The sequence below is a fragment of the Luteolibacter sp. genome (genome assembly GCF_039920825.1).
In the GTDB taxonomy this organism is placed as follows: domain Bacteria; phylum Verrucomicrobiota; class Verrucomicrobiia; order Verrucomicrobiales; family Akkermansiaceae; genus Luteolibacter.
In genome coordinates this window covers 89,227-98,117 of the sequence record NZ_JBDSCX010000085.1, presented here as the reverse complement: position 1 = coordinate 98,117, position 8,891 = coordinate 89,227, and the positions used below count along the sequence as shown (strand labels likewise).

General features: G+C 58.7%; 4 protein-coding genes. All 4 read right to left on the bottom strand.

Annotated elements, in window-relative coordinates; translation table 11 throughout:
- Positions 1-89: 89 nt before the first annotated feature.
- The 4 genes from ABIQ96_RS25025 to ABIQ96_RS25010 all read right to left on the bottom strand — a co-directional run bounded on the left by ABIQ96_RS25025 (position 90) and on the right by ABIQ96_RS25010 (position 8,658).
- A complete protein-coding gene (locus ABIQ96_RS25025) occupies positions 90-575 on the bottom strand; it encodes a hypothetical protein (RefSeq protein WP_348217394.1) in 486 nt (161 codons plus the stop codon).
- A 144-nt stretch (positions 576-719) separates the two neighbouring features.
- Complete coding sequence (gene pelA, locus ABIQ96_RS25020) at positions 720-1,925, bottom strand: pectate lyase (protein ID WP_348217393.1); 1,206 nt, start codon at positions 1,923-1,925, stop codon at positions 720-722.
- Positions 1,926-2,369: 444 nt separating this feature from the next.
- The gene (locus ABIQ96_RS25015; RefSeq protein WP_348217392.1) at positions 2,370-6,986 is read right to left on the bottom strand and encodes an autotransporter-associated beta strand repeat-containing protein; all 4,617 of its coding nucleotides are present in this window, start codon (positions 6,984-6,986) and stop codon (positions 2,370-2,372) included.
- Between the two features lie 187 nt (positions 6,987-7,173).
- The gene (locus ABIQ96_RS25010) at positions 7,174-8,658 is read right to left on the bottom strand and encodes an acyl-CoA synthetase (protein ID WP_348217391.1); all 1,485 of its coding nucleotides are present in this window, start codon (positions 8,656-8,658) and stop codon (positions 7,174-7,176) included.
- Positions 8,659-8,891 lie beyond the last annotated feature (233 nt).

The following is an 8,891-nucleotide window of genomic DNA, read 5'->3' as shown; positions in this document are numbered from 1 at the left end:
TGCCGATTTCGTGTTCCTCGCCACTCCATCCTTGATTCAGAACCCATGCTCTCCTATCAATCTCCCGCATCCCAGCACCATAGCTTAGTTTAGCCCATCAGTGGCCGGACTTCTGGGGCCAGCTCACCCTGCGTTCCACGGGCTTTATGGTCGAGCCAGGCAAGGAACAGTTTCACGCTGGTCTTGTAGCGGTCCTGTGTAGATTTCTTATTCACTTTTTTCATTGCAAGCCATTCATCCGACCAACTCCGGACCGTGTAGAATTTCAGGGCATCTCCGGTTGAAATTTCGCACAAGCGGGCGATTAACAGACGAGCGCTAGCTTCTGATAATTCACCTTTCGCGGTTGCATCCGCAGCTTCCGAAAGAATCGCGTAGGCACGGGAGCCGGCTTCTCCCGTGGCGGCGCTTGATTTCAGTTCCAACGCCTCAAGCCGGGTGGCTTCGGTCATTGCCTCGCCCTTCTTCGTTTTCTTGGTGGATTTTTTCAAGCGACGGACATTCCCGTCTGGTTGAGTGACGTCGAAGGTGGCGATCCAGTAAGGGGATCCTTTGCGCTTGATGATTGAGGCCATGTCGGTGGGTGGTGAATTGGGAACGAGAACGGGAACGGTCAATGGTAGCCGGTGAATCCGTGCACCGCGTGTGCAATTCGAACGATGTTTCCGCAGCCGTCGCCCGCCGAACCTTCTCGATAGTTTCGCGCGATTTTTCCGGCCCTACCGTGCCGCCTGGCTCGCCAACATCTTGCGCCATTTTTTCTGGCTGTTGCTCACGATGCTCCCCGGCAGAGTGGTGTAAAAATCGTAGCCCAGCTTGTTTTTCGCGGCCATCGCTTCGAAGGTTTCATACAGGACGCCGTCGCGGCCGGGAAACACCGGCTTGCCGGTCTTCAGGTCATAGAACCTCGCCCAGCGGACTTCGCTCGATGGCGGGTCGGCGATCTTCGCTTCGCCGAACCATTTCAAACCGCCGTCGATGCACGTGACCATCTCGGGCGAGGGTGACGGGATTTCCATTAGAAACTTGAGGAGCTTGGCGCTTTCCAAACCGCTCAGGGTGGCAGGCTCCATCTTTCGCGCGGAAGATGGTTGGAGTGTGAGTGGGTCGATCTGCGCGCACCACACGGTCTTGCTCCCGTTTTGCATGACCTGGGTCTTCAGCACGCAATCGATCCCCTTCGCCAAAGCGGCTGCCGCCTGTTGGCGTTGCGGTTCGTCAAGGAAAGCATAGCAGGGCTGGTTGAGAGTGATTCCGTGAAGTTGCCGGAGAACGAGAGTCATCGCGTCGTCGTTGAAAGTGATGTCGTCGTGATAGACGCCTTCCAACGGATAGACCTGGGGCCATCCGCCGTTAGGGTATTGCGCCGCCAGAATGAAATTGAGTCCCCTGACAAAAGCCTGCTTGCAGTCTTCACGCTTGGTCGCCAGCCAAACACCAGCAACGAGGTCCATCTCCGCGGTGGTCGAGTGGTTGTCAAACGTCGCCGCGTAGTGGAACGGCTCGCCGGGTTCGCTTTGTGAAGTCCACTGCATGCCCGGTTTGCGCGTGCCGTCGGCGAAGCCCAGATGCTTGGACCAGCCGCCGGTGGGAGTTTGAAAGGAGAGGATCGAATCGGCGAGGACCTTGGCTTCCTCACCGCCGAACCAAGGATCACCGGCTTCGAATTTCAGTTTGAAATCGCCGCCACTCGGCGCGCGGAGAGCTTTGGGCAGGCTGTTCGCGGTCACTTCCGCCTGCAATGCCACCTGTTCGGCAAGCGCACTGGTTTGGGATTTTTCGAGATAGGTCTTCCAAGCGGCTTGCTCCGCGGGCGGCAGTTCGTTGACGCGGCTCGGAGTGATCGGCTCGGCGAACACTGAAGCCGAGGTGAGGGCGAACAGGGTGCAGAGACTTCGGGCGATGCGCGGATTTAGTTGAATCATGAACCTTACTACCTGTGCAGCAGTGGTAACTCATACCTCTGTTTTTTGCATACCCTATTGAACTTTGAGCAGCGGGTCCGCACCGAAAGTCCGCTCCGTCGCGGAGATCATGACAGGAATTTCAAGTGCTTTTGCAGAACGCCGCATGGATTGTCCGTTCAACCACCCATATCCTCCCGAATCCCCTGCCCGCCGCACCTTGGCTCTTCTTCCGGGTGAAAAATCCCGAAGAAAGATTCCCCCGCTGAACCGGAGAGCCCGGTACCGCAACAAGCGGTGCCGGGGCTCCGGTTCTTTATTTTTCACGGGTCACAACGTTCCGCGTATCATTCCCATTCAGGCTGAATGTTAGAACGAACACGGCTGGCAGCGTTGTGCTGCCAGCCGTGCGAAACGGGAAAGACGATCAGCGGACCACGCGGAGGCGGCAGCCGGTTCGCCCCATTAATTTTGAGTCACTTTCAAACGGGCGAACTCTTTGGGTTGGCCGGGTGGCAAGGTGTAGGAAATGGTGGGTGACGCCGGGGCATCCGGGACGACCACCACCCAGCCCGAGAGCGCGGTGGATTGCTCGATCTCGAAGGTCACGTCTCCGTTGAACTTAGCCTCAGTGCCTTTGGTAAAGCTCAGGAGGCCCCCGCTGAAGGTGCCTGCCGGCACGCTGGACGAAGTGGGATTGAGACCCAAAGCGTATTCCATCAAGTTGCTCAGCCCGTCCTTGTCGAAATCGCCGGAAGCGGGCTGACCGTTGATTCCATTTGCGGTCGCCCAAGTCGCGTAGGTGCCAGCGGCTACGGCGCTAAGCGTCGCGGTGGTGGAGGTGTAGTTCACCGCATAGCCGGGAGGAACCGAGAACGTGCCCGAGATCGTGCCACCCGTGCATTGGGCAATGACGACGGGGCCGGTGAGAGGTGCCAACGGATTGACTGTTAGCACAGCTCCGGCGAGATTCAGGTTCCCGTGGACCGCCAGCTTGTCGCCGGTGGTGCCACTGACGTCGACAGCGAGCGTGCCGGTTAGGCTCGTCGCCCCCGTGGTGAGAGTGCCAATGCCGCCAGTGCCCGGGGCGATAGTGGACGCGCTGTCCATGGTCGCTACGGGACCATTAACAGTACCGCTCCCTCCCAAGGTGCCTCCGGCCTCGATCGTCACGAATGAGCCGGCAGGGAGGCTGCCATCGACGAGCAGCTTTCCTTTGAAGACATCGACCGAACCGGGAAAGAGATTGGTGTTGGTCAGGGTCACGGAGGATGCCGTGTCGATGGTGAGCGTAGCTCCTGAGTCGCCGTCGATGACGCCGCTCAGGGTGACGGTGCCAACAGTGCCTGTGTAGGCATGGCCGATGGATGAGCTTCCTTGCACAGAAATGGCACCCGTGTAGGTCATGTTCGATTGCTGCGTTCCCAGGAATCCTGCATAGAGAACGAAATTGTTCCCCAAAGTGCTCGGCACGGTGGCTCCATCATCCGCGGTGAGAGTGCCGCCGTTGACATAGATCACTCCGGTTCCGAACGGGAACGGGTTATTGGAGCGATACTGGAGCATCCCACTCCCCGTGAAGCCGCTGCCGACATAGACGTCACCTGAAAAGCCGGGGCTGTTGCCGGTGATCAGCCATTCTCTCGTATGGGAACTTGAGTCAATGAAGTTGATCGGGTTGGAACCGGACAAACTTCCTCCGTAGAAGACAAAGCCAGTAACTGTGCCGATATTGTCGAGTGTGCCGCCATTGGTTCCGACGGTGATCGTGCGGTTGAAACCATTGTTATTGCTGGCTCCGGTGTATTGCAGCGTGGTGCCATCCAGCACCACGGTGGTTCCGGCACCAAGGCCGGATGCAACGCCGTTAGCAGCCAGATTGTTGGTGGCGAGGGTTCCCTCGGTGACCGTGGTATTCCCGAGATAAGTGCTGGCCCCGGTGAGGGTCAATGTGCTGAATCCTTTCTTTGTTAGACCTCCATCGGCGGCATTCGCAGCAAACGTGGCGGTGCCAACGGTCGCCGCAGTCGTGGCTCCGCCGCCGACCAAGGTCACGGTCGGCGCGCCGGTGTAATTGGTGCCGGCGCTGGTGACGGTGATACCTGTGACCACGCCTCCGCTCATGGCGGCTACTGCCGTGGCTCCGGTGCCACCTCCGCCGGTGATCTTGACGACGGGAGCACCGAGGTAACCGGCCCCTCCCGTGGAAAGTGGAACACTTGTGACGCCATTATTGCCAGCCGCCGACTTAAACACCTGGCTGATAGTGATTGCAGCTCCGTTGGAATCGATCACCGCTCCGCCGGAGAAGATATTGGCGTTGGCGAGACCACCCATGAAGTTGGCGTTTGAAATATTAGCCTGCAGGGTGCCGCCGTTGAAGTTTAAAATGCTGTTGCCGTTGGCACTCGCGACGATCGTGTTAGGCCTTACAATACCTCCGTTGAGATTCAGGATGGCTGTGGTTCCGGCCGTGTTGGCCTCGGCAAAGGAGAGGTTGCTGCCCACCGTGAGCAAGCCGCTGTCGATGGTGATCACTCCGGTCGAATCCGTGCTGAAGCCAAGGTTGAAACGGTTGTTGCCTTCGTTGAACTGCGCGTCGGCACCATGAATATACAGGACATTGGTGCCGTTTCCGTTGCGGCTGAGCGTCGTTACCTCGGCGACGTTGATCGTGCCACCGGTCATCAGGGTATAGCTGTTGCAGTTCCCATTTCCATTACCGCCGTTGCGGAGGTTTGTGGTGTTGATGGTTCCCCCGGTCATGGTGAAGCCACCGTAGGAGTCGTCCCAGTTTGCCATGTTGATATTGGCAAGATTGAGCGTGCCGGTGGTGAAATTGACGACACCCACGCCAGGGATACCACCGGTTCCCTGTCCCGAGACTAAATCAGTCGCCATCGTGACCGTTCCGGTCGATGCAAAATTGAGGACGTTGGCCGTGTGGTCCCATCCAGTGCTGATGCGTGAAATGGAGCCCGTGCCGGTGATGGTGACCGTGCCGCGGTCGAAATTCGCACCGTTGCGGTTCGCTAACATCAGGGCGGGGTTGTTGGTATCGGTCGCGTTCCCGGTAATGTTCAGGGTACCGGAGAGAACCAGGGTTCCATTTCCAGCAGCTTTCATCGCACTGTTGACTGCACCGGTGTTGTTGATCGCGCCGCTCAGGTTCAGCGTGTTGCCGTTGGTGTCGAACACGTCGCTGGTCGCGCCCAAAGTGATCGTGTTAGGCACAACGACGTTCGCCCCTCCGGCTTGGAGAGTGGCGCTGTTGACGAAGACGAGGTCGCCGCTTGCAAGCGCGCCGTTTTGTGCCACCCTCAGGGTTCCAGCCCGGAGTTGGGTTCCACCGGTGTAGGAGTTGGTGTTGTTGAGGACCAGAGTGCCCGCACCATTTTTAATCAGGGGGGTGGCACTGGTGTTGTCCGCGATCAGCGAGCCGATGGTCAGAACCCCGGTCGTGTTGTTCTGGATGATTGATAGCTCCGTGCCCGAGGCACCTTCGAGCGTGCCGCCGTTGATGGCGGAGGCGTTCGCTCCGACGTTGGTGGTGACCAGCACACCGCCCGAGCTGATGATGTTGGTGCCGGTCAGATTGATCGTGTTTGCGGCAGCGGCATTGAATCGGGCGGAGTTGATCGTAACAGCTCCTGATAGAGTTTGGGTGCTGGTGACATCCACGTTGCTGGTGGATAGATAGTTGGCGGCAGTGTCGCCGGCCACCGTCGTGGTCAGGTAGGAGGCGAGGGCGGTAATGTTGCCCGGGGTGACGCCGTTACCCGCGCTGGAGGCCCAATCCGTCCCGCCCACCGTGGCCCAACCGCCGATGATGCCGTTGGTGTTCGCCGTGATGGAGGTGATGCTGCCTGTTGCGGGCAGCGTGAAGTTAAGGGTTCCCAAGTTGGTGCGGGTAATGGTGCCCAACGCGAGCGACGAACTCAGTCCGGCAGCTCCAACAGTATCCACAACCGATGCCGTGCCTGAAATAGTTAGGCCGTTGATGGTCTGGCTGGTGGTTTGCGCCGCCGTGTTGGTGCCCAGCACGGACAGCGTGCCGCTGTTAAGTACGAACGCTGCGGATGAACTCATGCGCGAAGCGCCTGTGTTGGAACCGGTGAAATCAAGTTTCACAGTGCCTCTAGTGACGGTGGTCAGACCCGTGTAAGTATTTACAGCCTGAAATGTGGCGGTATTGGCAGTTGCCGCCCCGGTCCAGATCAGGTTGCCTGCTCCGCTGATGGCGCCTTGGAACAGGGTCGCGCCTGTGCCATTCGTCATGTACAGGCCGTTTCCAGGACCTGAGTTGTTCACGATGTAGGAGGGGATGGAACTATTGCCGCCTCCATCCACAATCGCGCCGCCGGCGGCATTCACCCTGAGCCCTCTGGTATTGGCTAAATTATTGGTGCCTGTTTGGGTGAATTGAATGGTGCCTGCATCCAGTACGACCTGCGGTGTTACCGGGTTGGCGGCTGGGGCTCCGGCTCCAAGCCGATTTCCTGCAGGCATCGAGAGGATGCTGTCGAAGGTCAGTGTGCCGCTGTTGAAGGTGCCGCCGGTTACCGTATACAATGCCGGAACTGTTCCCGCGCCGCCGCCACCATTGACAAGCACGAGCGTGCCCGGGCCTGTTTTCGCAATCAGGGTTCCTCCCGGGGAAGTGACGGTGCTGGTGATGGTGTTTGTTCCACCGGTAGTGGTGTTATAAACGAACGAACCGCCGACCGGATTGATGTTAAGTGTCCCGGCGGTGGCGGTGAGATTGTAGCCGCTTTGGGTGAAAGTGAGTCCGCCCGTGTTGATGGTACCGATCAAGGTGACGGTGCCTGAGTTTCCGCCGAACTGTGCGGTGACATTGCTGGGAGCCGTGTTGTCGTAACTCTGAAGCGCTCCGACGCTGCTCCCTGTCCGCCAGCCACCGCCGGCGCCGACATCCCAGTTTCCGGTGCCACCGGTGGCGGCTGAGGCATTTGCATCCGCGTCCCAATAAAGGTCAACGGCATGAGCTTGTGGCGCGAGGCCGGCGAACAGGACGATGGTGGTGATGGTGGTCGTCAGAGACAGGATGGCACGGGGTTTCATAGGAGGCGGAATTGGGTTGGTGGATCGATGGGTTTTGCCAATCCCATTGGAGAGGAATGGCAGGCTGCAATGGATTCTTGGGGCAGCCGCCTGCCAAACTGACCAAGCCAGGTATTTTATCAAGCAGTTTTGTATACAATATTTCCACATTGTATTTCCCCGCCTTTTGCCGGGATCCGGACGCGGGTCAGGCTTCCAAAGTGGCAGCCACTTCCTTCTTCGTCACCTTGCCCATGGCATTGCGCGGCAGGCTCATCACCACAAGGAGCTTCCGCGGCATTTTGTAGTGTGAGAGCCGGTCCTTGCACCATGCCTGGAGCTCTCCGATCTCAAGTCCGCCCAAGCCCTCCATCAGGACAGCGGCCACGGCGACCATCTCGCCCCAGGTGTCGTCCTTCACTCCGACAACCGCGCACTCGCGAATGGACGGGTGATCGAGCAGCGCGGCCTCGATTTCCAAGGCTGAGAGTTTGTAGCCACCGCTCTTGATGATGTCCACGGACAGGCGGCCCATGATCCGATAGTAGCCGCGTTCCATCACCGCAACATCGCCGGTGCGGAACCATCCTTCATCGAAGGATTCCGCCGTGGCTTGGGGACGATCCCAATATTCGCGGAACACAACCGGGCCTCGGACTTGGATTTCGCCAGACTCCCCTTCCCCCATGATGATCTCCCCGGTTTCCGATTTCAGACGGACTTCCACCGAAGGAAGCGGCTGTCCGACAGCACCCGCCCGGCGCTCGCCGTGGAGGGGATTCGAAATGATCATCGCGGTTTCGGTCATTCCGTAGCGCTCTAACAAATTCTGTCCGGTGAGAGCGGACCATTTCTCATGAACGCTCGCGGGAAGCGCGGCCGAACCGGAAACCATCAGCCGCATGTTTGCGAACTCCCTGCAGACGGACTCCGAATCGAAGCCGCCGGATTCAAGCGTCTCGATCAGCTTCACGTAGATCGTCGGCACTGCCATGAAAACCGTATATGCCCCAGCAGCTACCCGTTGTAAAATTTTCCCCATATCGAACTTGGGAAAGGCTTCGATCACAGCACCGGACCACAACGCGCAGCAGGCGATGTTGATAATTCCATGGACGTGATGCATCGGCAGAAAAAGCGGGATGCGGTCGTCCGCACTCCATTCCCATGCCTCCACCAGGCTGCGAATCTGCGATTCGATCGCCGCATGGGTGGAGACGACGCCTTTCGGCGTGCTCGTCGTCCCGCTGGTATAGAGGATCATCGCCCGCCTCGCGGGATCGATTTCCGGAAGCTCACAAGCCGCCGTCGGATCGATTTCCACATCAACGATCAGACGGATGTTAGAATTCGAGGAAACCCGGTCCGCATACTTCGGTATGGCGATGGCAAGAGCCGCCTCCGAATCCCGAAGCGCGTATTCCAGTTCCGGCTGCGTCGCGGAAATACTGAGGGGCACGGCGATTCCGCCCGCCCGCCAGATGCCCCATTGGATCGCCAAAAAGGAGAAACCGGCGGGTGCGAGAAAAGCGACCCTGGCCTCTGCGAGATCGGCGGCACCGTCGAGCAGGGATGCGGCCACGGCGGATGACGCCTCGAGCAGTTCCTCATACGTATGCTCCCTGCCGTCGGCCCGCACCGCGATGCGGCCGGCATGGTTCCGTGCCCGGGAGATGAGTGAAAGTTCCTGCATGCGGCAATATATCAGTTATCCAACAGCTCTGACGATGTAAAATACCGCCAGCGAACCAGGCAATCTGCCGACGCAAAGCCCGGCAAGAAGACAGAAAGACAGCAGCGTGGTTTCATCAATGGACAAGGTCAGGATCGGTTTAAGAGGCGGAGACTGGCAGATTTGGGGGCCGTCGCAACATTTTGTATACAAAAAAGTGAGTTCTGGAACTTGTCCGGAAATGCAGGCAGGAT